The organism is Phaeospirillum tilakii (genome assembly GCF_042683125.1).
Taxonomy (GTDB): Bacteria; Pseudomonadota; Alphaproteobacteria; order Rhodospirillales; family Magnetospirillaceae; genus Phaeospirillum; species Phaeospirillum tilakii.
Genome location: NZ_JBHUIY010000010.1, coordinates 64,239 through 89,853 on the forward strand (window position 1 = coordinate 64,239; position 25,615 = coordinate 89,853).

The following is a 25,615-nucleotide window of genomic DNA, read 5'->3' on the forward strand; positions in this document are numbered from 1 at the left end:
GTCAGCCAGCACAATTTCGACGAGAACCCTCGGCGGCCAATCATAATGAACTTGCGAAATCCTCTGGCCGAACGATAATCAGAGGTTCAAGATTTAACCAAGTGGGAAGAAATGGGGCACGTTAAGAGGAAGGTAGCGCCGCTGAAGGACCATCTAAATCAGTTGCGTGGTAGCAAACAGCCATGGAAGCTCCTTGGTGACCTCAAGCGCCTGATACCGAGAAGTGAGTTAGGAGCCTTTATTTCCATGGCTCGTACCTGCCGCCATGGAGGGCGGCCAATTCTGGCGCCTTGGCGTCAGGACATTAGCTCCATTTGCACAACACCGGTTCCAAGCCCCGTGCCGCTGGCCACAGAGGTCGCCTGGGTGTGTGAGCTGATACGGGCAAATGCACACCTACTGAATAGGTTCTTGGCGGACTCAGCCGCGTTGGAGCGCCTACTCCTGCAAGGTAACTTCAATGAGTGCCTGGACATCATTCGTGAAATAGAGAGCTACTCCGGTGCCAGTATCTGGGCTGTTGAGAATAGGATCGCTATTCTCCAAAGAAGTGGCGGCCTCGAAGCGCAAAAAGAGTATGCCTCGCTTGTGCGAATGAACAGAACGCGTAGCGACGTGTTTGGATTCATGGTTCACAATATAAGTTATCGCGCAGAGGACTCAGTTACGGCATTTAGATTCACCAGCTTTATGAAAGATTATTTAGACAATCAGCCCATACCAAAGGGTCTTAATGAGTATCTTTCTTATCGCCTTGCGTGTTTGTGCCCGAATACGCACGACGGAATTGCCTCAATCCTGAGACACGAGCAGGTTTCGTCGCCAATAGACCTGTACGATACTTTTGTTGATCTTGTTCAATATGCCCTGACGTCAGGTCAACGGGACGTCGCGGACATTTTTCTCAATGAGGTCGTGGCCCTGGTGGGCGAGGTAAATGATCCCAAGCTAAAGCTAGCATTATTTAGCGCGGGAATGCTCGATGGCGATCTTCCCCTTGCTCCGATGAATTGCTCCATCCAGTACTCTTATTACAACAATGATATTGATCTATTAGTTTGCGCGATCGAGGCTGAGCTACCCCGACAGCCAGATAATATCGCTCTTATTTATCACAAGGCGATGGCATTAACGAAAGGTGAAAATCCGCAATGGAACGCCAATTCTCTCACGGAAGAGCTTTGCCAAGCGCTTTATTCTATTGCGAAGAAGGATGAGGGGTTTGGTCGGGCGGTTTCGTTGGCATTTAAATTGCCGCTCATCTTCCGCACACACGGATGGACGGCCTCTGTCTATGCCTACGTTATGCGCGAACTCACCAGTGACCCGTTCCACCCTTCAAACTCTGGGCTCGTTTCCTTTCTGGATGCTAAGTATCTCGACCCACGTCACTGCCTAGCACTTGGTGATCATGGTGCGGCATATCTCGAACAGTGCGAGGCGCAGTACGGCCATAACGAGGTGGTGGACTTCTTCCGTATGCGGCTTCAGGCTCGCCAGTCAACGCTGGAGCCATGCGAGCGAAATTTCTCTGGCTATTGGCGGATGGTTTCTGAGGTGGAAACCGCCATTGGAGGGAAGGAGTACGCGCGGGCTCGGCAGATTGCTGAGGAGGTCGAACAATGTGGCGATGCCCGCGCAAAATGGTGGGCGGCACGCTATATCTGCCATTGCCTGCTCGCCGAAGGGGATGTCGATGGTCTTGTGGGCAAGATTGTCGACGTCTGCCTATCCAACATAAACGCAATCCACATGCTGCCAATTGAGGCGGCGGCAAAGGAAATTTCAAAAGGCAAATGCGCAAGCGGCCTTGATGCTTCGATCCTTATTCATATGTACCTCCAATATTTTGAGGATCGCCAAAGCGAGCCTCTCCTCCGATATGCCTTCGAGGACTATTTAGATGCTTGCGAAGTGTCGCGTCCTAGCGAGCTGAGATCCATCTATAACGCCTCCACCGAAAAGATGGTCTACTTCCTTCGCTACATAGCCAAGCAGGATGTAATGGACCTGCTTCCGTGTTTTGAGACCAGTAGTCAGGTCGATGAAGAGCGCGTCGAAATATGTTCTTGGCTGGTAGCTTTGGACAACAGCTCGAGGGAAGCATATCAAGAGGAAATCAAGGAGATCACTACTTCTTTGATCGTCAGAGCAGGTGTTCGCTTGGTGGACAGGAGCCGAATTTTTGTCGATACATCCGGGCTCCGGCGCTGGGCGGAAAAGACCATTAAAGAAGATTTCAATCGTTATATTTCGTTCCTGCGGGCGGGAATAGGCTTTTCAGATGATGGATTTACGGACGCCATCATCGGCACATTGGAGGGCAAGCCTCTCCCTAGCGAATATCTGACAATTCCCAAGGGTGAGGCGCAAGCGGTCCTGACAGATCTAGTAAAGGCGCTATTGCGTGAGTTCTTACATAACCCAGACCACGGACTGGATTCATATCTCAGCTTGCGCATCAGGCATGGCACGCTCGCTGGGCAGCTACGGGCGCCGCTTGAGGATGAGCATCTCATTACTCAGAAAGAAGGTACCTCGCGGGCATACAAGCCCAATCGATATTGGCTAGACCGTCTGACGCATCTTGACCCTACCAATCTTGCAAAAATTGAGAAAGCTCTTAGCGACTTCTCTAAAGGATACGATTCTGTCATAGACATGCTCCTCACTAAAGAGGTGCACATTAAGACGACTCAGAAGCCAGATGGGCTTTTTCAGTTCCCGCTAACGGCGCTCCATCTGAGGGCAATTTCTTCCGCGATTAAAGAAGACACAGACTTCTCTAAATTTTTTGATGTCTGCATGGATATGTTTTGGACGCAGGCGCAGGTGACCCTTGACCTTGTGCGGGCTCGTATAGATGTCGACATGCGGCGTCTGATATCGGGCCTATTCGAAGCGCTGCAAAAAGCCGTCTCGTCTATCTCTCATTGGGATGTCGTGGAACTAGAATCGGCCACAAAACGAGCTTACACGGCTGCTCAAGAGGGTCTCACCTGCGTCGTCGACTGGTTCCGGGTTGTCGATTCTGCGAGCGCGAATTTTCAGCTAGAGCATGCGATTGCTATCGGGATTGAAGCCGTAAAAAAAATTCATATCGGCTTTAACCCGTGCGTCTGCCTCGATATTCCCGAAGTCTCCGATATCGCGGGAACCGCAGTGACATCCATCGCAGACATTCTGTTTATTATATTCGATAATATCTATGAGCATTCTGGGAATAGGGTAAACCCGCAAGTGGATTTGAGTGTGATCGACTTGGGGAACAGCCTGCGGTTCCGCGTGGTTAGCGAAGTCGCGCCGGGTGTTCGTACCCAGGCGAAAGAGGAGAAACTTGAGCGGATCCGGGAAAAAGTAAGTGGAGATGCCTATAAGGGGGCCGTGTCCGCCGAAGGGGGGACGGGATTTCCTAAACTCCGCAAGCTAGCTGGTCGACACGGCGATGATGGATATCATCTTGAGTTCGGATATCTCTCAGACCAAAAATTCTTGGTGGAGTTGACCCTTAACTTTCTTGAGGTTCCCAATGAACGTGCTGATTGTTGAGGACGACCCGGCAAAGGCCAGTCAACTTAGGGCGTTCGTTCAGACATTGTCTGATGGCGCGCAAATTTCGGAGGCGAGATCTATCCAGACTGCGCTTCGTAGGTTGGCCGAATGCAAACCGGATTTCGTAGTGCTTGATATGTCCCTACCCACATTCGACCCCGGTCCCGACGAGCCTGGAGGGAAACCTCAAGGCTTTGGTGGGAGAGAGGTCCTTAGGCGTATCGAGCGTGCCAAATTAGCGTGCAAAGTTTTCGTGGTGACACAATACGAGACCTTTGGGAAAAAGAGTGACCAGGTAACCTTGCAGGAACTCACGGAAGACCTGCGACGGTGCCATCCGACTGTATTCGTCGGTTCCGTGTACTACAGTTCCGCTACTGATGACTGGAAAGAAGAGTTGGCAGACCTGATATGTCTTGAGAGGTGATGGCGTGCACATTCTCGTCGTTGATGATAATCCCGAAAAACTCAAAAGGGTTTTACAGGCCATCTATGAGACAGGCCTCGTTGATCAGGATGCTGTGCTAACAGCCACTTGTAGCGCAGAAGCACGACGTTTCCTCGCCGAGCACTATTTTGATCTGATGGTCTTGGACATCTCTCTGCCGAGCCGTCCCGATAAGGATCCTGATCCAGCAGGTGGGTTCGAGCTTTTGACCGAGATCGCACGGCGAAAAAAGTACAATACGCCATCTTTCATAGTTGGACTCACGTCATACGTTAACGTCTTGACAGCAGGTCGCAACGAATTCTCCTCTGAGCCATGGTGGCTTATTCAGTATGATGAGACATCTACAGAGTGGAAGGCGTTTATAGCCAAGCGAATCAGCCACATTCATCAATCGCTGCAGGCAGCCGCGTCTGCGCGTAAGCCTTCTTCCCTGCCCGCAGTCGCGCCTTCCAGCTCCCTCCGCATCCTGGCGGTGGCGACGGAATGGAGTTCGGGCCATGGCGGGCTCAGCACGTTTAATCGCCAACTGTGCACCGCCTTGGCGGAAGCGGGGGCGCAGGTGGCGTGCCTGGTTCTGGCGTCCTCGCCGGAGGAGAGGGAGCACGCTCTGCCGGTAGTCGTGGTGGACGCCCCGGTCACGTCCGGTTCGTCGGAGCGGGAGCGGCTGGCGCGCAAGCCCCGATTACCGGAGGGCTTCATCCCCGACATCGTTATCGGCCACGGCCGCATCACCGGCCCGGCAGCGCAGGTGTTGGCCGAGGATCACTTCCCCCAGGCCAGGCGTTGGCACTTCATCCACATGGCGCCGGACGAGATCGAGTGGCATAAGCTCGACCGCGAGGACGACAGCGGCATGCGGGCGGAGGAGCGGACCCGGATCGAGGTCGAACTTGGCCGCAGCGCCAACCGCGCCATCGCGGTCGGTCCGCGGTTGCATGGGCGCTTTGCGCTGGAATTGTCTCCCGCGGACTGCCTGCGCTTCGACCCCGGCTTCGACGCTGCAAACCTGCCCCCGCGCCAGCCGCCGCCGGGGCGGCCATGGCGGGTGCTGATGCTGGGCCGGCTGGAGGACGCCCAACTCAAGGGACTGCACATTGCCGCCAAGGCCATGGGCATCGCCGCCGCCAAGCGCGAGGCCGCTGAAACACGCCTGGAACTGGTAGTACGCGGTACCCCGCCCGACACCTCGGACGAACTCAAGGGCCGGTTAGAAAAATGGGCGGAGAACGACCGCGTCGGGATGCTGCCGCGGCTGTACACCAACGACGCGAACCGGCTGCAGGACGATCTGCTCAAGGCCAGCCTAGTGCTGATGCCGTCGGTTAAGGAGGGCTTCGGCTTAGTTGGGGTGGAAGCCATCGTCGCCGGCGTGCCCGTCTTGGTCAGCAGCGAGAGCGGGCTGGGCGAGATGCTGACCGAATTCCTCGACCCCGATCAGCGACGCCAAGTGGTGGTGTCCATGGAAGGTCGCCCGGAACAGACCTGGGCGGATGCCATCGATCGGGTGCTGGGCGACCGTGACGCGGCCTTTGGCCGCGCCGCCGAGCTGCGCGCCAAGCTGGCTAGCAGCAAGACTTGGCGAGCGGCGATCGCGGCGCTGCTGGCGGAGGAGGCGTGATCGCCCGTCTTCGTGCCGCCGGGGGTGGTGCGCGCTCATTCCATAACCAGGCCGTAGCGTGTGACAGCCCCCAATGTGCCGGCTCTCCTTCAGATCAACCAGCAATTCCCGCCAGCTTTGGGTGCTCTCGCGAACGCCGACCTGGAACCCCATCAGCTCCTTGCAGCCTTCCGGGGTGGCGCCGATCAGCACCAGCATGCGTTCGGCGCTGTCTTCCATGCGGGCCTGAAGATAGACCTCATCGGCCCAGACATACACATAGCGGCGCGCTGACAGCTCACGCTTCCGCCAACACTCGTATTCGCCTGACCACTCCGCCGTCAGCCGCGAAATCACTGCGGGCGACAGGGCGGGGGTCTCCTTGCCGAGCAGAGCCGACAAGACCTCCTGGAAATCGCCGGTCGAAATCCCGCGCAGATACAAGGCCGGCAACAGTGCATCCAGGCTCTTGGTCTGCCGCGCCCACAGCGGCAGGATCGCCGAGGTGAAACGGATCTGCTCCGCGCCGCTGTCGCGGAGCGGCCTGTCAGCTTGGGCGCGGATGTTGGCCGCGCGAAGGACAAGGACAGGGATCCAAGGGCCTTACGGCCCTTGGCGGGTGTGGGCGGAGCCCACATCAAAAATGGCTGATTCGCCCCGCGCGGACTTTGGGGCGCCTGGCTCCCCAGGCAGTCCGCCTATTCGGCGGCGCAGGCGTCGTCCTCGGCGCTGCGGCAATAGAGCCCGTGCAGGGTCTCGATCACCGCGATCGCCTCGCGTCCGGCGAGGGAATAGAAGATGGTCTGGGCCTGACGGCGGGTCTGCACCAGCCGGTCGCGGCGCAGGCGGGCGAGGTGCTGCGACAGCGCCGACTGGCTGAGCCCGACCACCCGTTCCAGCTCGCCCACCGATTTCTCCCCCCCCAGCAACTGGCAGAGGATCATCAGGCGGTGCTCGTTGCTCATCGCCTTCAGCAGGGTGCTGGCGCGCCGGGCGCTGTCCTGAAGTTTCGCGAGGTCCATCTCGGGGAGATCCATACCAGCAACGACGATTCGATAATATAAAATACCACTGAATTGAAAAAGTTCAATCCGGTTAATGCGGGTATTTTGGTGTCATTCCCGTGTATATAACGAGATTTGCCTGTGGTTTCTCGCCCCGGCCGGGGCATAAAAAAAACCGCGCCCTCCCCCGGGAAGGGGAGGGCGCGGCGGGAATGCGGTGCCGCCGGGATCAGGCCGGCAGCTGGTAACGCGGATCGTTGAGGGCGCCGAGCACGGTGGCGACCACGCCCCCGGCATTGAGGCCGGCGGCCTCGTACTGGTTCCACTGGTTGTCATGCTCGATGAAGACGTCGGGCAGGATCATCGGCCGCACCTTCAGCCCCTTGTCGAGCGCGCCGTGCTGGGCCAGCAGGGTCAGCACATGGGCGCCGAAGCCGCCGATGGCGTTTTCCTCGATGGTGACCAGCACCTCGTGCTCGCGGGCGAGGCGAAGCACCAGTTCCTCGTCGAGCGGCTTCATGAAGCGGGCGTCGGCGACGGTGGGGGACAGCCCCATCGCGGCCAGGGTGTCGGCCGCCTTCAGCACCTCGACCATCCGGGTGCCGATCGACAGGATCGCCACCCGCTGGCCCTCGCGCACCAGCCGTCCCTTGCCGATCGGCAGCACGCTGCCGCGGTCGGGCAGCTCGATGCCGACGCCCTCGCCGCGCGGATAGCGGAAGGCGGAGGGGCGGTCGTCGATCGCGGCGGCGGTGGCGACGGCGTGCATCAGCTCGGCCTCGTCGGACGGGCACATGATGACGATGTCGGGCTGGCAGCCGAGCAGGGTCAGGTCATAGGCGCCGGCATGGGTGGCGCCGTCGGCGCCGACCAGACCGGCGCGGTCGATCGCGAAGCGGACCGGCAGATGCTGGAGGGCGACATCGTGCTGAAGCTGGTCGTAGCCGCGCTGGAGGAAGGTCGAATAGATCGCGCAGAACGGCTTCAACCCCTCGCAGGCCAGACCGGCGGCGAAGGTCACCGCGTGCTGCTCGGCGATGCCGACGTCGAAGCAGCGGCCGGGGAAGCGGGCGCCGAAGCGGTCGAGCCCGGTGCCGGCCGGCATCGCGGCGGTGACGGCGACGACGCGGTCATCGGCCTCGGCCTCGGCCAGCAGGGCCTTGGCGAACACCGAGGTGTAGGACGGCGCATTGACCGGCGGCTTGTCGAACTGGCCGGTCACCACGTCGAAGCGGCCGACGCCGTGATAGCGGTCGGCGGCGGCCTCGGCCGGGGCGTAGCCCTTGCCCTTCTTGGTGACGACGTGGATCAGCACCGGGGTGTTGGAATCCGAGTCGCGCACGTTGCGCAGCACCGGCAGCAGGTTCTCGAAGCTGTGGCCATCGACCGGGCCGACATAGAAGAAGCCCAGCTCCTCGAACAGGGTGCCGCCGCCGGTGACCATGCCACGGGCATATTCCTCGGCCCGCTTGGCCGCGCGTTCCAGCGGCGGCGGCAGCAGATGGGCGAGGTCCTTGGCGAGGTGACGGATCGAGTGGTACTTCGGCGACGACATCAGCCGCGACAGATACGAACTCATCGCGCCGACCGGCGGCGCGATCGACATGTCGTTGTCGTTGAGGATGACGATCAGCCGCGAGCCCTGGGCCCCGGCATTGTTCATCGCCTCATAGGCCTGACCGGCGCTCATCGCGCCGTCGCCGATCACGGCGATGACGTTGTTCTTGCCACCCTTGAGGTCGCGCCCGACCGCCATGCCGAGCGCGGCCGAGATCGAGGTCGAGGAATGGCCGGCGCCGAACGGGTCGTATTCGCTTTCGGCGCGGCGGGTGAAGCCGGAGATGCCGCCGCCCTGGCGCAGCCCGAGCATCCGGGTGGCGCGGCCGGTCAGGATCTTGTGCGGATAGGCCTGATGGCCGACATCCCACAGCAGCCGGTCGCGCGGGGTGTCGAACACCGCATGCAGCGCGACGGTCAGCTCGACGACGCCGAGGCCGGAGGCGAGATGGCCCCCGGTCTGGGACACCGAGTGGATCATGGTCTGGCGAACCTCCTCGGCCAGCCGAACCAGATCCTCGATCGAGAAACCGCGGAAGTCCTCGGGGCCGGCGATGCGGTCGAGCAGCGGCGTTTTCGGGAGACGGGGAGGGGTCGAAGTCATGATCGGAACGGCCTCAGGAACGGCGCTGGACGACGAAGCGGGCGACATCCCGCATCAGGTCGGCGGCTTCGCCGAAGGGATCGAGATGGCGGCAGGCCTGTTCGGCCAGCGCCTCGGCCTGGGCCTTGGCCCGGTCGAGGCCAAGCAGCGAGACGAAGGTGGCCTTGCCGGCCTCGGCGTCCTTCTGCACCTGCTTGCCGACCAGGGCGGCGTCACCCTCGACGTCGAGGATGTCGTCGGCGATCTGGAAGGCGAGGCCGAGATCGTGCGAATAGTTGCGCAGGGCGAGACGCAGCTCGGCATGGGCCTTGCCCAGCACCGCGCCGGCCTCGCACGAGAACGAGAACAGCCGGCCGGTCTTCATCTGCTGGAGCCGGGTGATGCCGGCGACGTCGAGGTCGAGATCGTGGGCCTGGAGGTCGATCGACTGGCCGCCGACCATCCCGAGCGCGCCCGAGGCGTGGGCCAGTTCGGCGACCAGATCGCAGCGCACCTGGGGATCGGCATGGGTGGCCGGGCCGGCCAGCACCTCGAAGGCGCGGGTCAGCAGGGCGTCGCCGGCCAGCAGCGCGGTCTGCTCGTCGAACTGGCGATGACAGGTCGGGCGGCCGCGGCGCAGGTCGTCATTGTCCATGCAGGGCAGATCGTCGTGGATCAGCGAGTAGCAATGGATCATCTCGATCGCGCAGGCGACGCGGATCGCGGCGCTCTCGGCGACGTGGAACAGGGAAGCCGACTGCATCACCAGGAACGGGCGCAGCCGCTTGCCGCCATCGAGGGTCGAGTAGCGCATGGCCTCGATCACCCGGTTTTCCGGGCCGTCGCACGGCGCGAGCTGGCGGTCCAGCTCGGCGTTGACGGCCTGGCTGGTGACCGTGAGGGCCTCGGAGAGGCGAGGAGAAATCGATGACTGGCTCAAGGGATCACCCGATTGTGAATCACGCTAGGTCGGCGGGCTCGGCGGCGACGCTGCCGTCCGGCCCCGAAACGATGCGGTCGACCTTGGCCCGCGCCTCCTCCAGCCGCGCCTCGCAGTGGGTCTTCAGCGCGACCCCCCGTGCATAGGCGGCGATCGAATCGTCGAGACGCCCGCGTCCCTCCTCCAACTGGCGCACGATGCGCTCCAGCTCGGCCAGGGCGTCTTCGAAACTGAGGGCGGCGATATCCGGCGGCAGGTCGGCCATGGCTCCATGCGATCGACTGGACCCGGGCGAAGACCCGGGTTGTTCGAGAAAGCGCGGAAGTTTACGGGGGCTTAACGCCGAAGGCAAGCGCGGGCTGCCGCCCGCGCGCTCCGGGCGCGCATGGCGGCGTCGCGCCGCGCGGCGGGGGCGAGGACGGGGGGGCGAAGTCCGGCTCAGTACCCCATCAGGGCGCGGACATGGGCGCGCGCGCTGTCGGCCAGCGCGCGCAGGTCGTAGCCGCCCTCCAGCAGCGAGACGACGCGGCGGCCGGCGAACTGCTCGGCGACCTGGAGCAGCTCGGTGGTGGCCCAGGCGAAATCGGCGGCGGTCAGGCGCAGGTGGGCCAGCGGGTCGGCGGCGTGGGCGTCGAACCCGGCCGAGATGATCAGGAAGTCGGGGGCGAACTTGCGCAGGCGCGGAATCAGGATGTCGCCGAACGCCATGCGGAAATCGGCCGAGCCGGTGCCGGGCGGCAGCGGGATGTTGAGGATCTGCCCCTGGCCGCCGGTCTCGTCGGCGCGGCCGGTGTCGGGATAGGAATGCTCCTGGTGGGTCGAGGCGTAGAAGGTGCCGGGCTGGTCCCATAAAATCTGCTGGGTGCCGTTGCCGTGATGGACGTCGAAATCGACCACCGCCACCCGCTTGAAGCCATGGGCGACCCGGGCGTGCAGGGCGGCGATCGCGGCGTTGTTGAACAGGCAGAATCCCATCGCGGTGGCGATCTCGGCATGGTGGCCGGGCGGCCGCACCGCGCAGAAACAGTTGTGGACCTGGCCCTGGGCCACCGCGTCCACCGCGGCGATGCCGGCCCCGGCGGCGCGCAGCGCGGCCTCGCCCGAGGCGGCGGAGAGGAAGGTGTCGTTGTCGAGCGGCACCAGCCCGGGGCCGTCGGGAACGGATTCCAGCACCAGATCGATATAGTCGAGCGGGTGGGCGCGCATCACCTGCTCCATCGTCGCGCGCGGGGCCTCGTCGCGCAGCAGCAGCGAGAATTCCTCGCTCTCCAGCGCGGCGAGCACCGCCTTGATCCGGTCGGAACATTCCGGGTGGTAATCCCCGGTATCGTGTTCGAGGCACAGCGGATGAGTAAAGAGCAGCGTGGTCATGCCCGCCGGCCCCCTGGCGCAAGAAGAGCGATGAAGGGCTTATTCTCCGGGATGGGGCGGGCAATTTCCATCCCTGATTTCATCCGCCCCGCCGGGGAAAAGCGCCGGCGGTATCGCGCGGGGCTTGCCTTGGCGGTGTCGGGTGCTGTTTTGATGCGCGCCGACGCGAACGGTCGGACGGCGAGGGAAGGACGGGAGATGGTGGAACGGCGGCGGGTGGACCAGTTGCTGGTCGAAAGCGGGCTGGTCGAGAGCCGGGCGCGGGCCCAGGCCCTGGTGCTGGCCGGGCAGGTCTACAGCGGCGACCGGCGGATCGACAAGCCGGGCACCGCGCTCGCGCTCGGTACCCCGCTGCGGCTGAAGGGTCAGGACCATCCCTGGGTGTCGCGCGGCGGGCTGAAGCTGGCCCACGCCCTGGCCAGCTTTCCGCTCGATCCGGCCGGGCGGGTGGCGATCGATGTCGGCGCCTCGACCGGCGGCTTCACCGACGTGCTGCTGACCCACGGCGCCGCGCGGGTCTATGCCGTCGATGTCGGCCACGGCCAGCTCGCCTGGAAGCTGCGCACCGATCCCCGGGTGACGGTGCTGGAACGCACCAACGCCCGCGCCCTCACCGTGGCCGAGATCCCCGAGCCGGCCGATTGGGTGGTGTGCGACGCCAGCTTCATCGGGCTGGAAACCGTGCTGCCGGCGGCGCTGGCGCTGACCCGGCCCGGCGCGGTGCTGGTCGCCCTGATCAAGCCCCAGTTCGAGGTCGGCAAGGGACGGGTCGGCAAGGGCGGGGTGGTGCGCGAGCCGGAACTGCATCAGGAGGTGTGCGAGCGGATCCGCGCCTGGCTGTCCGGCCTGCCCGGCTGGCGGGTCGAAGGGCTGGTCGAAAGCCCGATTCTCGGCCCCGAGGGCAACCGCGAATTCCTGATCATTGGCCGCCGCGACGCCGCCGATGCCGTCCCGCCAGCCGGGTCCCAACCGGACGGGTCGGCGTCGGGTGGGGCGGGGCCGGGTAGGGGCGGGGAGCAAAACCCGATCATTACGGAAGGTTAATCAGCCCGAAAGGGCGTCGTAACCCTTTCTCGGGCATTGTCAACGACATCAAGTGACGGTCACGGAAAATCAGTCTCCAGAATCCCTCGCTTTGTTGACCTTTTTGCTTGAGTAGCCTGAGGTCCTCCGTTCCGGCGCGCCAGTCCCCCCCTGTTCCCCCAGGTCGGCGCGCCCTCGTGAAGCCCGGAATCGTGTCCCCCCACCTCCGGGCAGAGCGCCAAGGCCCCCGCGTCCACTCCCTCCCCCCCCCAGGACGCGGGGGCTCGGCGCTCCTCTCCTCCCCAACATTAAGAAACCGTAATCTTCTCGACACCGCGCGGTAACCCGACGCGGCGTATGGTCTTTCTTACAAGCTTCGAACTTCAAACTGCTCAAACCGACCCGACGGTTTTATTTCTCAGCCTGTGTTTCGCTGGCGGCTCAACCCCTCCGCCAGTCGCGCCCCCCCCAGGGGGCGCAATGTGGAAGTCCGGCACCGCCCGCCAGACGGTGCCTTTGCCCCAGAGCCCCCCGCGCCCGATCCCCCTGGACGCGGGGGTTTCGTTTGTGGCGTCCCGCCTGGACCGGCCGCTCCCCGCATCAGAAGGCGAACTTAACAAAGGTTCATCGCCCGGAAAGCGGGTGGTAAGCCGGCGCGGGCGAGAGTCCAGGCTGGCACGGCCGCTCCGGCGGGGGCTTTCCCCCCGGCGGGGAAGGCGCTAAGGTCGGCCTCCCACCTGCGAACGAAAGGGCGCCATGCGCATTCTGGTGATCGAGGATGATACCGAGGCGGCGGCCTACATGGCCAAGGGCCTGCGCGAGGCCGGCCATGTGGTCGATCTGGCCGCCACCGGCACCGACGGGCTGTTCCTGGCGACCAGCGAGCGCTGGGACGCGATGATCGTCGATCGGATGCTGCCGGGGCTGGACGGGCTGGCGATCATCCAGGCGATCCGCGCCTCGGGCAACACCACCCCGGTGCTGGTGCTGTCGGCGCTGGGCAAGGTCGATGACCGGGTCAAGGGCCTCAAGGCCGGCGGCGACGATTATCTGGTCAAGCCCTATGCCTTCGCCGAATTGCTGGCGCGGATCGAGGCGCTGTCGCGCCGGGTGTCGGCGGCCCAGCCCGAGACCCGCCTCAAGGTCGAGGACCTGGAGATGGACCTGCTCGGCCGCAGCGTCACCCGGGGCGGCCAGCCGATCGAACTCCAGCCGCGCGAATTCCGCCTGCTGGAATATCTGATGCGCCATGCCGGGCAGGTGGTGACCCGCACCATGCTGCTGGAAAATGTCTGGGAATATCATTTCGATCCGCAGACCAACCTGATCGACGTCCACATCAGCCGGCTGCGGCAGAAGGTGGACAAGGATTTCGACCTGCCGCTGATCCATACCGTCCGTGGCGCGGGGTATTCGCTTCGTGCGGCCCGCTAGTCTTCTTCGTACCACCACCTTTCGGCTGGCCCTGTCCTATCTCGGCATCTTCACCGTCTCGGCGGTGGCGCTGCTGGCGCTCGTCTCGTGGAGCACCACGATGTTCATCGAGTGGCAGGTGCAGGAGACGGTCGAGGCCGAGGCCACCGGTCTTTACGAGGTCTATCGCGATCGCGGGCTGGTCGGGCTGGCCGACATCATTTCCCAGCGCACCCGCCAGGACATCGACGGCCGCGCCACCTATGCCCTGCGCGCCGGCGACGGCCATGTCGTGGTCGGCAATCTGCGGGCGTGGCCGGGCGAGGTCGGCTCGCTGCTCGGCTGGGTGCGGTTCAACCTCCAGCCGGCGGTCGAGGGCGGCGCCTCGGTCGAGGTGATGGCCCACGCCTACGAACTGGCCGACGGCCACCGCCTGCTGGTCGGCCGCTCGCTGGCCGACGCCAACCGGGTCAAGTCGGCGATCAACCGCGCGCTGGGCTGGGGCCTCGCCCTGACCATCCAGTTGGGCGTGGTCGGCGGCTATTTCACCAGCCGCCATCTGTTGCAGCGGGTCGAGGAGATGAGCCGGATCGCCCGCCGCATCTTTGGCGGCGACACCAGCCAGCGCATGACCCTGTCCGGCTCGGACGACGAGTTCGACCAGTTGGCGGAAAGCTTCAACGAGATGATGGACGAACTGGAGCGGCTGCTGGAAGGCATCCGCACCGTGTCGGACAACATCGCCCACGATCTGCGCACCCCGCTCAACCGGATCCGCTCGCGGATCGATCTGGTGCTGCTCGGCCCCAACGACGGCGAGACCTACCGCCGCACGCTGGAAGAGACGATGGCCGACGCCGACAATCTGCTGGCCACCTTCAACGCCATCCTGACCATCTCGCAGGCGGAATCCTCGGGCCGGCTGGAACGGTTCGAGCCGGTCGATCCCGGCCAGCTCGCCAGCGACGTGTTCGAGCTGTACGAGCCGCTGGCCGAGGAAAAGAGCCTGACGATGAGCTGCGAGGTCGCCTCCGGCCTGTGCCTGCGCGGCGATCGCCACCTGCTGTTCCAGGCGGTGGTCAATCTGGTCGATAACGCGGTCAAATATACCCCGGCCGGCGGGCGCATCTCGCTGACCGTGGTGCCGGCCGCCGATGGCGGGGTGACCCTGACCGTGGCCGATACTGGCCCCGGCGTGCCGGAAGAGGCGCGCGAAAGCGTGCTCGACCGCTTCGTGCGGCTGGATTCGACCCGCTCGACCCCCGGCAACGGACTCGGCCTGTCGCTGGTCCAGGCGGTGGCGCGGCTGCACGGCGCCAAGCTGACCCTGGGCGACAATGCCCCCGGCCTCGCCGTCCGCCTCGATTTCCCCCCGGTCCCGGCCGAAGGCTAGGCGAAAGGCTCCGCCTCTCGCCGCTCTCCGCGAAGGGCCACGGGCCCTTCGAACCCATTGGGGGGAAGATATACCGGCGAGCCTTTGGTTGGACTTCTTCTGGCGCCAAGCAAAGGACAGCATGCGGGGCAATTCATTGGCTCTCCAATCCTGGGGGGGTTGCGCGATTTACGAAAAAGCTTTAAAATTGATAATTTTTTTTAAATAAAATTAAGTGGTATAGATGAGCTACAAACTTTTCGAAGTACCGGAAGGCTATGAAACTGACGTGGTTCTTGTCATGGCGCCGTATTTTGACCGCGCGTTCGCCAAGAGGATCGCCTCCGACTTGGCGCCAAAGCGAATTCGGTTCCTAGTTGATGATGGGTCCCGGCAAGAAGATCTTGATGCTCTGCGCAAGTCTTTTCCCCGGGACGCGGACGTCAGGATTGCCTTGGGCGCTGCAGCCGGACTGGTCCATCTTAAAGGTTTTTATTTTGAGTTCGTAAAAGTAGATGGGCAAAGGCAAAATCGGAAACGAAAGTTCTTGTTCGGGTCCGCCAACGCGACCGAGCCTGCATTCAGTGGCCGCCGAAATGCCGAGTTGGTTGCCGATGTCGATCTGACCAGGGGCGAAGATAGGGCGTTGTTGGACTACCTCCAGACCGTGGTGGCCGCCATCGAAGAGGAGGAAGGGGGGGCGGTCCCTGAAAGCACGCACAGCCTCAGGAACGCGCCTACTTTGTACCTGCCGAAATTTACGGTTACCCCGATGGGACCGCCGCCCGGCTTCGATGCTTGGCTCCAACGCGGGTTGCTGGTGGCGAAATACAAAGCGGCCCAACAATTCTTGACGGTGGCGGTGCGTTTGAATGCGGCTCTTCCGGCCGACATGATTTCCACGACCTTCGCGGGTCGGCGACTTTTGGAACCAGGCGAGCGCAGTGTTGTCCGCTACCCGTATGTGGGGAACCTTGAGCCCGAGGAGGCGGACGAACAGGCTGCTCACCAATGGAACGCCAGACTGGGGATGTGGACTCACCTCGGCAATTGGGTTTCTGAGTCTTGCTACCGTGCCCACCGAAAAACTATGAAATCAAAGACATCGTCGGAACGGCAGGCCAGAATAGAAATGCTACGGGATAATGGCGATGATCCCAAGTGGCGCGCTGATCGCCAAAAAGAGTTTCTGTTGGCTCTTAGTGGGGTATGGCGTGATCTCAAGGAGCAGGACATCAACCCTGGAGATTTCCTTGACGGAGATCGACGTGGGGTTGATCGAGCCCAATACGCAAAACGGTTTGATAAGAAATTCGAGTCAGATCTTCTGATGGCCAAAGACGAAGACTTTTACGAGCGCTATGTAACCGGCTACGAGTTCCCAGCGGTACCTCATTTCAGGCAGGATCAACGCGCCTGGGAGTCGTTTTCACTTTCATGGTGTACTACGGTGGCGGTGGAAGCTTCCAGGCCGAACACCAGTTCTTTGCTGACTAGGTGCATCCGGGACGCGTTTGAGGCCAGGGGCGAGGTGCTCGCTGACATCCCTGACAAGGGCATCTTGAAATGGCTTCGGGCCGAGTGGGGCAACAATATTACCATCGATGAGAACGAAACCACCGTCGGCGAGCACATCTCCGGCTACTGGATGAGTCCCTCGGTGGGGTAACCGAATCCATTTCAGTCCGTTTTGATTTCAAGCCTAAACCAGGGCCGGGCCTCCGCAATGGCGGCTGAATACCGATGAACAAATTGAATCAAAGGGAGGGGTTCGGGGAGCTTTACTCCCCGAGCGGGGCGGCAGCCCCGCCTACTTTCCGGCGAAGCTGGTGAAGCGGTCGCGGGGGGCGGGCAGGGTTCGATCCGGGGCGGGGAAGTCGCGCATCAGACCGGGGCCGTTGACGTAGGCGAAGCCGCCCAGCACCGCCGCCACCACCCCGGCGCGGCGGCGCAGGCCCCAGGCGTAGCAGCCGAGGCCGGCCGCCGCCGCGCGGTCGCGCAGGTCGGCCAGCAGGCTGGCCAGCAGATCGGGGCGTTCCTGCCAGCCCGGGCCGAGCTGGTCGAGGTCGAGGCCGATCGCGTCGGCGCCGCAATCGGCGGCACGGGGGGCGCGGGGGCGGTCGGGCGGCACCCGCAGCAGCACCGCCCCGGCCAGCGGCCGCAGCGCCTGGATCACCACCCCGAGATCGTGGCGGCTGACATCATCGGGGACCCCGAACAGGTCGAAGGCGAGGGCGGTGCGGCGGGCCTCGCCCAGGCCGCCGAGCGGGGCGAGCAGGGTCAGCCGGCGCGCGTCGGCGACCGAGGCCCAATGCAGCGGCAGGATCAGCCGCGCCGTCGGCGCCGTCGTCGCCCCCAGCAGCCGGCCGACCGCCCCGATCAGGGCGCGGTCGAGGCGGAAGGCGGTTTCGCCGCCCTCCTCGGGATAAGCGAGGCTGCCGTCGCGGACGGTGGCCGGGGGCGGGTCGCGGCGGTTGATGCGGGCGAGGTAGGCGCCGATGCTTTCCTCCGGCCGGGCGATCCAGGTCGGCCGCCAGCGCAGCCCGACCTGGGCCCCGGGCGGCAGGTCGGGGGCGGGGGCGGGCGGGGTGACGTCGAGCCCGGGGGCGAGGTTGAGCCAGGCCGGCTCGTCGGCCGGGCGGCGCGGCCCGCCGGCCAGCGCGCCCCAATCGGGGTCGGCCCCGGCGCGCTCGGCCGCCCGCTCGGGCAGGTCGCGCCATTTCGGCTCGTCGCCCTCGGCCGGGGCGGGGCGGGACAGGTCGCGCCATTTCGGTTCGTCGGCGCCGGCCTCGGTGGGGCGGGGCTGCTCGCGCCAGGTCGCCGGTCCGGCGCCGTCGCCCTGGTCGGGCAGGTCGCCCCATTTCGGCTCGATCCGGCCGGCGGCGCCGTCGGTGCCGTTCTTCTTCCAGTCGGTGGCGCCGCTGGCGGCGGCGATGCCGCTCATCCCCTCCGGCACCAGCCGGTCCTCGATCCGGCGGTCGGCGGCGCTGACCATCCGGCCCTCGGCCCGCTTGGCCGGGGCGGCGGCCTCGATCCGGGCCCGCTCCTCCGCCACCGAGCGGTCGAGCGCCTCGGGATTGATGCCGCCGCTGGAATCCAGCGCCTCGGCCACGCTGATCTCGGCCGCCAGCGCCAGCGGCTCGTCGCCGGCGACGAACTGGTCGCCCAGCAGCCGCGCCCCCAGCTCGCGGACGATCAGATGGGCGCGGCGGCGGCCTTCCTCGGGCGGCACGGCGCGGAACAGCAGCACGAAGAAATCCTGGCCCATCCGGCCGCTGGCATTGCCGGGGCCGAGATGCTGGGCGATCACCCCCTCGGCGATCAGCATCGCCTTTTCCGACAGCCGCTTCCATTTGTCGCCGACCGCCTCGCGGAACTGCACCAGCGAGATGATGTGCAGCTTGAGCTGGAACGCCCCGGCATCCTCGGCCAGCATCTGGTCGAGGGTCAGGCTGAAATCCTCGGCCACCACGTTGTCGTCGAACGCCTCGGCCGGGGGGGCGTCGGCGGCGGCGGCCAGCGCCTGTTCCAGCCCGGCGGCGATCTCGTCGTCGGTGCTGGGGCGCCGGCCCAGCGCGGTCAGCGGCCGGGTCAGGCGGGTGAGGAGGCTTTTGGCGCTGCGGGATGGGCTCATCGGTTCGGTCCGGGGCTGGGACCGGGCGGGATCAGCCCGGCTGTTCCCGGTAGGAACGGGCCAGCTCGACATAATTGGCGGCGGAAACGGCGAAATGGGCGATTTCTTCCTCCCGCAGCGGCCGCAGCAGCCGGGCCGGGTTGCCGCCCCACAGCTCGCCGCGCCGCACCCGCTTGCCCGGCGTCACCACCGCCCCGGCGGCGACCATCGCCCCGCTTTCGATCACCGCGCCGTCCAGCACCACCGCGCCCATCCCGACGAAGCAATCATCCTCCAGCACGCAGCCATGCAGCACCGCGCCATGGCCGATGGTGATGCCGTCGCCGATCAGGGTCGGGTGGGTCTCGCGGGTGACGTGGATGATGGTGCCGTCCTGGATGTTGGTGCGGGCGCCGATGCGGATGTGATTGACGTCGCCGCGCAGGATGCAGCCGAACCAGATGCCGCTGTCGGCGCCGATCACCACGTCGCCGGTGATGGTGGCGTTGACGGCGACGAAGGCGGTGGGGTCGATCTGGGGGTGGTGCCCCTGCCAGGGCAGGATCAGGCCGCTCATCAATGCCTCACGGGAACAGCGGGGCCTGGGCCAGTCCCAGACCCTCGGGTTGACCGAACATCAGGTTCATGTTCTGCAACGCCTGACCCGAGGCGCCCTTGACCAGATTGTCGATCGCCGACACCAGGGTGGCGCGGCCGGGGGCGCGGTCGGGGAACACCCCGATCAGGCACAGGTTGGAACCGCGCACATGCCGGGTGGCCGGCACGACGCCTTCGCCCAGCACCCGCACGAACGCCTCGTCGCGATAGGCCTCGGCCAGGGCGGCGCGCAGCTCGGCCGGCCCGACGCCGGCGGCGGGGCGGACATGGATGGTGGACAGCATGCCCCGGTTCATCGGCATCAGATGGGGGGTGAAGCTGACCCGCACCGCCCGGCCGGCGGCGGCCGACAGGCCCTGCTCGATCTCGGGCAGATGGCGGTGGCCGCCCAGGCCGTAGGGATGCACCCCCTCGGCCACCTCGGTGTAGAGGTTGGCCTCCTTGGCGGCGCGGCCGGCGCCGGACACCCCGGACAGGGCGTCGATGACGATGTCGTCGGCCTCGATCAGCCCGGCCTTCAGCAGCGGGATCAGCGGCAGTTGCGAACAGGTGGGGTAGCAGCCGGGATTGGCCACCAGCCGCGCCGCCCGCACCGCCTCGCGCGCCAACTCGGTCAGGCCGTAGACGGCGGTCTTCTGCAATTCCGGCGCCTGATGGGGATGGCCGTACCATTCGGCGTAGGATTCGATGTCGGCGAGACGGAAATCGGCCGACAGGTCGCAGACCTTGACCCGGTCGGGCAGGCCGGCGATCACGCTCTGGGTGGTGCCGTGGGGCAGACAGCAGAACACCGCGTCGATCCGGTCGAAATCGACCTGATCGATGGTGACGAGGGTCGGCAGATCGAGCCCGGCGAGATGGGGGAACACCGCGTCCATGGTCTGGCCGGCCTTGCGGTCGGCGGTCAGCGCGCTGACGCGGAAGCCGGGATGCCCGGCCAGCAGCCGCAGCAATTCGGCCCCGGTATAGCCGCTCGCGCCGAGAATGGCGGTGTTGATCTGCTCCATCATCCTATCCTTGATCGTCCCGGCCCCGCCCGACGCGCGGCCGAACGGCGACGATAGCAGTCACGGCGCGTGGCGACAACCAGGGGGGCGGTTCGGCGGGCTCCCGCCCGCGCCCGGCCGGGGCGATGCCCCGGACCCCCTTTGTTTTTACCCGTCGGCGATTGCAGCCTGGGGTGGTGTATCGTAGCATTTCAATGTCGCTTGGGTGAGGGGTGGCGGGGTTTGGAGCAGGATGCAACGCGGTCCGCGGTCGAAAAATCGCAAAAAGACGCGATCACGCGGTATGCCGCCCTCGCGGGGGCCTTGCTGTTGGGCGGGCTGTCGGCCTTCCTGCCGGGGGAAGAACTGGCGGCGCGGGTATGGGCGATCATTTTATATTTCAGGCTTAACAATTTGCTGACGTCGGTTTTTGGCGAGCCTCAGGCCAGGGCGTTTGTCTCCGATTATTTCTATTTATTTTTTGGTCTGCTCGGGGCGGTGCTCGGGGCGGCGGCCTGTCGGCGGGGCTTCCGGCTGATCGCGGCGCTGGGCGAGCCGCGACCGGCGGAGATCTTGCGTCCGGTCTGTCAGGTCGGCTCCTATGACCCGTTATGGGCACCGGCGACCGAGCGGGATCTGCCGGTGTTGCCGATCGATTGGGTTCCGCCCTCGCCGGGGGGGAGCGCCGCCCGCTACCGGCTCTGGACCGAACTGGTCAGGTTTCTCAACACGGACGTTGGCGACGGGCGTCTTGACTGGCTGATGCGGCCCCGTCGCAAGGTGGTCCGGTTCCGGGTGGCGCTGCTGACCGGGCCATCCGGAGCCGGCAAAACCAGAATGGCCACCGAACTGGCCCGCGCCCGGGCGCGGCGGGAGGTGTTGGGAGCGGATCCGGCCGAGGCCGATCCTGACCTGCTGAAGGCGCGTTTCCGCGCCAGGGCCCGGCTGATCCTGGGCGAATTTCTGAGGCGGCGTATTTTTCTGCTCGCCCGGCGCGAGCCATCCTATTCCTTGGGCGGCGCCGATCCGGAGGCGGGGTGGAAAGCGGCCGCTCCGGCCACGGTGCAATTCCCCTGGACCGGCTGCGACCCCTGGGATGCGTGGTGGCTGGTGTCGCCTCCCGGCGAGGATCCCGTCAGTCACGACGGGCGGCAGGCGTTCGATGGCGGCCTGATCGCGCAGTTGAGCTGCTGGCGGCCACGGCGGCCGACCTTGTTGCTGCTTGACGACCCGCGTGACGGCGACGCCGCCCAGATCGTCGCCGCCTTGCAGAAAAGCGAGACTCAGTTCCGTCATCCGGTCCGGCTGATCGTGATGCAGCAGACCCCGCCGATCGCTCTCGACCTGATCAACGCCGAAGGAAAATTCGAGTCGAAGATCCGCGGGGTCGATCAGTATTTCGTCCTCGACGAAGGGATGGGGCCGGCCGAGGTGCGCGGGCTGGCCGGCACCCTGTACGCCGCGCTTGAGGCGATGCGGCGGCAGGATCCCACCCGTCCGCGCCCGGTAGTACATTGGCAGGCCGACGACCGTTCGGTTGACGAGGTGATCCGGCGCACCGCCGGCAATCCGCTGTTGATTGTCCTGGATCTGCACCGCCGCTTCCTCAACCCGGCCGACGGGGACCAGAGTCTCCGCCATGTGCTGGCGCGACGGGCCAAACGTATTCATGAAGCGCTGCGGGATGAACAGATCGGTGACGACAGAATCCGCGCGGTTGCCTTGGCCACCCTGGTCGGGGACGTATCGATTCCGCCGGCGGTGCGCGCCGGGATCCCCTTGCTGCAAGGCGGGTTTCCCCCGAAGCTGCTGGGCGCCGTGCCCAACCTGAGGCGGGGCGAGGGCGGGCCGCCCCGGGTGCATCCGGAACGCATCGGCGACGCCTTTGTGGCCTACCTGCTCGATGCGGTGTGGGCGGAGACGGAGCGGGACGAGGTGATCCGTCTGGCGTGGCAGATCGCGCCCGAGGCGATGCCGCACGCCAGTTGGCGCCTGTCGCTGGCGAGCGAGGCCGTGGCGGCCAACCTGTGGCGGGAGATGGGGGCGGCGTCCGAGCGTGACCCGCTGGGCACCACGCTGGCCTTCCTGCGCTGGGCCTGCCTGATCCCCCGCCTGGAATGGGATCTGGGCGACGTGCCCGGCCCGGCGCCGTTTCCCCGGCTCGAACCGAACGGCCTGGAAGGTTTGCCGGATCCAGAGACGGCGGCGCGCCATCGCGCGCTCAATCAGCGTGCCGATCATGCGCGGCGCGAGGTCCTTGCCCGGATCGGGGCGCTGCCGCCGGCGCTGGCCGCGCAGGCGTGGGAGCAGATGGCCACGCTTCTGACGATCGACCGGACAATCGCGGTGGTTCATGGCAGGACGGCGTGGCGTTGCCTGATGGTTCTGACGAAACGGGTCCTCGGCGACAGCTCGGTCTGGAGCACGGCCGAGGATGCCGCCCGCGCCACGGAAATTCTGTCGTCGCTGCTGCTGGCGTTCGGAACATGGGGCGGGATGCCCGGCCCGGCCGGCAGCGGCGATGACATCGAGATCCTTCGCTCCCTCTTGCGGCGCCTCACCAGCTATCCGCAGGCGGTCGCGGTGCTGGAGCGGGATTTCGATCAACTTACCGACATCTTTTCCAACAATCCGATCCGGCCATACATCGAGACGGTTTTCCAGGTCGTTGCGGCGGCTGTTTTGGACGATTTGGGAGAAAACTTTACCGGGGAGGGTGACGACGGCGATGGCGCGCGGGCGCGGGCATGGCGTATCCGTGGCTGGGCGCTGCGAGCGGACCGGCCGGCCTGCGAGGCCGTCGCCCGGCGGATCGAGCAATGGGCCGCGGCGTTTCCCTCCGAGGCCAGCATTCAGCGCGAGCGGGCGGAAGCCTGGCTTTATGCCAGCCAAGCCTGTGGAGGGTCCGAAGAGATCGCCCGGCGGATCGACCAGATCGCCGCTCCCTTCGCCGGAGACGACCGGATCGCCTGGGTACGCGCTCGGGCGTGGCGTGCTGTCGGCGAGGTCAGTGCAGACGAGCCGAGGGCGTGCGAGGTGGCGGCGCGGCGGGTGGACGAGATCTGTGCCCCCTTCGCCGGGGAGGCCCGGTTCGAAGTGGAGCGCGCCCAGGCTTGGCGTCATGTCTGCTGTGCCTTTCGTGACGACCGTGGGGCGTGCGAGGAGGCGGCGCGGCGGGTGGACGAGATCTGTGCCCCCTTCGCCGGGGAGGCCCGGTTCGAAGAGGAGCGTGCCCAGGCTTGGCGTACTGTCTGCTATGCCTTTTGTGACGACCGTGGGGCGTGTGAGGCGCTGGCGCGGCGGGTGGACGAGATCTGCGCTCCGTTCGCCGGGGAGTCCTCGTTCGAAGAGGAGCGCGCCCAGGCTTGGCGTACTGTCTGCTATGCCTTTTGTGACGACCTTGGGGCGTGTGAGGCGCTGGCGCGGCGGGTGGACGGGATTTGCGCTCCGTTCGCCGGGGAGTCCTCGTTCGAAGAGGAGCGCGCCCTGGCTTGGCGTACTGTCTGCCATGCCTTTCGTGACGACCGTGGGGCGTGTGAGGCGATGGCGCGGCGGGTGGAGGAGATCTGCGCTCCGTTCGCCGGGGCGGCCCGGTTCGAAGTGGAGCGTGCCCAGGCTTGGCGTACTGTCTGCCATGCCTTTCGTGACGACCGTGGGGCGTGTGAGGCGCTGGCGCGGCGGGTGGACGAGATCTGCGCTCCGTTCGCCGGGGAGTCCTCGTTCGAAGAGGAGCGCGCCCAGGCTTGGCGTACTGTCTGCCATGCCTTTCGTGACGACCGTGGGGCGTGTGAGGCGCTGGCGCGGCGGGTGGACGAGATCTGCGCTCCGTTCGCCGGGGAGGCTCGGTTCGAAGTGGAGCGTGCCCAGGCTTGGCGTAATGTCTGCTATGCCTTTCGTGACGACCGTGGGGCGTGTGAGGCGATGGCGCGGCGGGTGGAGGAGATCTGCGCTCCGTTCGCCGGGGAGGCCTCGTTCGAAGTGGAGCGCGCCCAGGCTTGGCGTAATGCCTGCTATGCCTGCCGCGAGGACCGGGAAGCTTATGAGGCGATGGTGCGCCAAGTGGACGAGATCTGCGTTCCTTTCGCTGGGGATCCTAAATTCGAACGCGAGCGCGCCGAAGTGCGGCGCTATGCCTCCTGGCGGTGATCGGGAGCCGCCGCCTTTTTTCGAAAAAGAAGGGGGTCCGGGGCATCGCCCCGGCCGGGTGCGGGCGGGAGCCCGCGCTTTCGGCGTCGGCCCCCGTCCGTCCGGCCGGGTGCGGGCGGGAGCCCGCGCTTTCGGCGTTGGTTCCCGTCCCTCCGGCCGGGGGCTGGTGCGGGCGGGGAGGGCGTGGCACACTCGAACACGGTGGTGGCAACGCGTAGCGGGATGATGCTGGATTCGCGGACCGTCTTTTTTCTCGTCGCGGTATCGGCGGTTCTGGCTTCGGCGGCGCTCGCTTTGGTCAATCGGCGTGGCCTGCCGGTGCCCGGAGTGCGGCTGTGGACCGTCGGCAACGCCATCGGCGCGGTCGGGCTGATGCTGTCGGTGGCGCGGGCGGCGCTGCCCGAGCTGTTCGGCATCGTTCTCGCCAACATCCTGCTGGTGCTGGCGATGAGCTGCCAGATCGCCGGCTGCCGCCAGTTCGTCGGCCGGCCCGGCCGGCTCGGTTTCGGGCTGGTTCTCACCGCCGCGATCGCGGTCGAGGCGGCGTGGTTCACCTTCGTTCAGCCCTCGATCGCCACCCGGGTGGTGGCGATCTCGCTGCTGTTCGCGTTGCTGAGCGGGGCCGGGGCCTGGGCGCTGCTGCGGCCGGGGCTGAAGCCGGCGCTGCCGCTGCGCTGCTATGGCGGGCTGTATCTCGTCCTCGCCCTGTTCTTCGTGGTCCGCGCCGGGATGGCGTGGGACGTCGTCCTTCCCGATTATTTCGCCTCGGGGCCGATCGCGCTGTCGGCCCATCTCGCCGGCTTCGTCCAGCTGGTGCTGGGCACCTTCCTGCAACTGGTGCTGATCGCCGAATGGCTGGTGGCCGACATCGCCCGCCAGGCCAGCCTCGACCCGCTGACCGGGCTGCTCAACCGCCGCGCCTTCGCCGCCATCGCCGGCAAGCTGCTGGCGGCGGCGACCCGCTCGGGCCGGCCGGTGGCGCTGCTGATGCTCGACCTCGACCATTTCAAGCGCGCCAACGATTCGCGCGGCCATGCCTTCGGCGACCAATTGCTGTGCCGCTTCGCCCGTGTCGCCGAGCGCGAATTGCGCGCGGGCGACGTGATCTGCCGCCATGGCGGCGAGGAATTCGCCGCCCTGCTGCCCGACGCCGATCCCGATCAGGCCCTGCTGGTGGCCGACCGGCTGCGCCGCGCCTTCGCCGCCGATCCCTGCTCCGCCGAGGTCCGCGCCACCGTCAGCGTCGGCATCGCCGCCTGCGATCTCGGCGACGGGCTCGACGGCCTGCTGCGCCGCGCCGACCGCGCCCTCTACCGCGCCAAGAACGAGGGCCGCGACCGCTGCGTGCTGGGCGGATAGGGCCGGGCGCGGGGTGGGGCTGTCGCGCCG

At 65.6% G+C, this 25,615-nt stretch carries 17 protein-coding genes and 1 pseudogene; 9 read left to right on the forward strand and 9 right to left on the reverse strand.

Translation table 11 applies throughout. From position 1 onward, the window contains the following. The first annotated feature begins 246 nt into the window (after window positions 1-246). The 3 genes from ACFSNB_RS06950 to ACFSNB_RS06960 are packed head-to-tail and all read left to right on the forward strand — an operon-like array spanning window position 247 to window position 5,621. Window positions 247-3,549: a hypothetical protein gene (locus ACFSNB_RS06950; RefSeq protein ID WP_377315316.1), complete on the forward strand. Its 3,303-nt coding sequence runs from the start codon at window positions 247-249 to the stop codon at window positions 3,547-3,549. Beyond that, window positions 3,530-3,979 (forward strand): response regulator, encoded by a 450-nt coding sequence (locus tag ACFSNB_RS06955; RefSeq protein WP_377315317.1) that lies wholly within the window; start codon window positions 3,530-3,532, stop codon window positions 3,977-3,979. Before ACFSNB_RS06950 ends, ACFSNB_RS06955 begins: the two co-directional genes overlap by 20 nt. A gap of 4 nt (window positions 3,980-3,983) precedes the next feature. Further along, entirely contained in the window at window positions 3,984-5,621 is a 1,638-nt protein-coding gene (locus ACFSNB_RS06960) for a glycosyltransferase (protein ID WP_377315318.1), read from the forward strand. 87 nt (window positions 5,622-5,708) lie between these two features. On the opposite strand, the pseudogene ACFSNB_RS06965 reads toward ACFSNB_RS06960, so the two are convergent. The 6 genes and pseudogenes from ACFSNB_RS06965 to ACFSNB_RS06990 all read right to left on the reverse strand — a co-directional run. Beyond that, window positions 5,709-6,140, reverse strand: a pseudogene (locus ACFSNB_RS06965) (transposase); the annotation flags it as partial. 158 nt (window positions 6,141-6,298) lie between these two features. Next, window positions 6,299-6,622, reverse strand: a complete 324-nt coding sequence (locus ACFSNB_RS06970; RefSeq protein WP_377315320.1) for an ArsR/SmtB family transcription factor — start codon at window positions 6,620-6,622, stop codon at window positions 6,299-6,301. Between the two features lie 211 nt (window positions 6,623-6,833). After that, window positions 6,834-8,765 (reverse strand): 1-deoxy-D-xylulose-5-phosphate synthase, encoded by a 1,932-nt coding sequence (gene dxs / locus ACFSNB_RS06975; protein WP_377315321.1) that lies wholly within the window; start codon window positions 8,763-8,765, stop codon window positions 6,834-6,836. A 13-nt stretch (window positions 8,766-8,778) separates the two neighbouring features. After that, window positions 8,779-9,684 carry a polyprenyl synthetase family protein gene (locus ACFSNB_RS06980; RefSeq protein WP_377315323.1) on the reverse strand — a complete coding sequence of 302 codons (906 nt, stop codon included), beginning with the start codon at window positions 9,682-9,684 and terminating at the stop codon, window positions 8,779-8,781. A gap of 19 nt (window positions 9,685-9,703) precedes the next feature. After that, window positions 9,704-9,949, reverse strand: a complete 246-nt coding sequence (locus ACFSNB_RS06985; protein WP_377315325.1) for an exodeoxyribonuclease VII small subunit — start codon at window positions 9,947-9,949, stop codon at window positions 9,704-9,706. A gap of 173 nt (window positions 9,950-10,122) precedes the next feature. Beyond that, window positions 10,123-11,055 (reverse strand): histone deacetylase family protein, encoded by a 933-nt coding sequence (locus ACFSNB_RS06990; protein WP_377315327.1) that lies wholly within the window; start codon window positions 11,053-11,055, stop codon window positions 10,123-10,125. Window positions 11,056-11,253: 198 nt separating this feature from the next. Here ACFSNB_RS06990 and ACFSNB_RS06995 point away from each other — a divergent pair, with 198 nt between their 5' ends. From ACFSNB_RS06995 to ACFSNB_RS07010, 4 genes are all read left to right on the forward strand, one after another. Next, complete coding sequence (locus ACFSNB_RS06995; RefSeq protein WP_377315328.1) at window positions 11,254-12,099, forward strand: TlyA family RNA methyltransferase; 846 nt, start codon at window positions 11,254-11,256, stop codon at window positions 12,097-12,099. Window positions 12,100-12,834: 735 nt separating this feature from the next. Continuing rightward, the gene (locus ACFSNB_RS07000) at window positions 12,835-13,512 is read left to right on the forward strand and encodes a winged helix-turn-helix domain-containing protein (protein WP_377315330.1); all 678 of its coding nucleotides are present in this window, start codon (window positions 12,835-12,837) and stop codon (window positions 13,510-13,512) included. After that, window positions 13,499-14,884, forward strand: coding sequence for a sensor histidine kinase (locus ACFSNB_RS07005; protein ID WP_377315332.1), 1,386 nt, complete (start codon window positions 13,499-13,501; stop codon window positions 14,882-14,884). Before ACFSNB_RS07000 ends, ACFSNB_RS07005 begins: the two co-directional genes overlap by 14 nt. Window positions 14,885-15,107: 223 nt before the next feature. Then, window positions 15,108-16,532, forward strand: coding sequence for a phospholipase D-like domain-containing protein (locus tag ACFSNB_RS07010; protein ID WP_377315334.1), 1,425 nt, complete (start codon window positions 15,108-15,110; stop codon window positions 16,530-16,532). A 141-nt stretch (window positions 16,533-16,673) separates the two neighbouring features. On the opposite strand, the gene ACFSNB_RS07015 is transcribed toward ACFSNB_RS07010, so the two are convergent. From ACFSNB_RS07015 to argC, 3 genes are read right to left on the reverse strand one after another with little or no spacing between them, the layout of a single operon-like run. Continuing rightward, window positions 16,674-18,497: a hypothetical protein gene (locus ACFSNB_RS07015; RefSeq protein WP_377315336.1), complete on the reverse strand. Its 1,824-nt coding sequence runs from the start codon at window positions 18,495-18,497 to the stop codon at window positions 16,674-16,676. Between the two features lie 31 nt (window positions 18,498-18,528). Next, entirely contained in the window at window positions 18,529-19,053 is a 525-nt protein-coding gene (locus tag ACFSNB_RS07020; RefSeq protein WP_377315338.1) for a gamma carbonic anhydrase family protein, read from the reverse strand. Between the two features lie 7 nt (window positions 19,054-19,060). After that, complete coding sequence (argC, locus tag ACFSNB_RS07025) at window positions 19,061-20,104, reverse strand: N-acetyl-gamma-glutamyl-phosphate reductase (protein WP_377315340.1); 1,044 nt, start codon at window positions 20,102-20,104, stop codon at window positions 19,061-19,063. 219 nt (window positions 20,105-20,323) lie between these two features. Here argC and ACFSNB_RS07030 point away from each other — a divergent pair, with 219 nt between their 5' ends. Together ACFSNB_RS07030 and ACFSNB_RS07035 are read left to right on the forward strand one after the other, a co-directional pair. Next, the gene (locus ACFSNB_RS07030) at window positions 20,324-24,226 is read left to right on the forward strand and encodes a hypothetical protein (RefSeq protein WP_377315342.1); all 3,903 of its coding nucleotides are present in this window, start codon (window positions 20,324-20,326) and stop codon (window positions 24,224-24,226) included. Between the two features lie 204 nt (window positions 24,227-24,430). Then, a complete protein-coding gene (locus tag ACFSNB_RS07035) occupies window positions 24,431-25,585 on the forward strand; it encodes a GGDEF domain-containing protein (RefSeq protein WP_377315343.1) in 1,155 nt (384 codons plus the stop codon). Window positions 25,586-25,615: the final 30 nt, after the last annotated feature.